The 271-nt window shown below is 60.9% G+C and carries 1 protein-coding gene; it reads right to left on the bottom strand.

Translation table 11 applies throughout. The annotated features are described in order from the left end of the window. On the bottom strand, window positions 1–271 hold a 271-nt coding region (locus tag I8N67_RS42115; RefSeq protein WP_307835539.1), incomplete at both ends, for a group II intron maturase-specific domain-containing protein.

Below are 271 nucleotides of genomic sequence, written 5' to 3'. Positions count from 1 at the left end.
CCGCAGGAGAGGAATCAGTGCTGTCCGGTAGAACGCGCCGTAGTACTGCATCCATCCGCGAACGATCGGATTGATCATCCGTGCGACCTCGGCGAAGGTCCGGCCGATCTGTCGGTGAAGCCGCCATTGCCGGACTTCACCACTGATCTTCTTCGAGGCTTCCTTGCTGATGCCCGGCAGGAACGAGGTGAACCTCTCCCCATTCCTGTCGATGGCCTTGCGGGCCCGGAAAGTGAACCCCAGGAAGGTGAACTCCCTCAGCCCAAAGGGG

Origin of the sequence: Streptomyces adelaidensis (genome assembly GCF_016598475.1) — a bacterium.
Lineage (GTDB): Bacteria > Actinomycetota > Actinomycetes > Streptomycetales > Streptomycetaceae > Streptomyces > Streptomyces adelaidensis.
The sequence above is the reverse complement of the archived record's forward strand: the minus strand, read 5'-3'. Positions and strand labels throughout refer to the sequence as shown.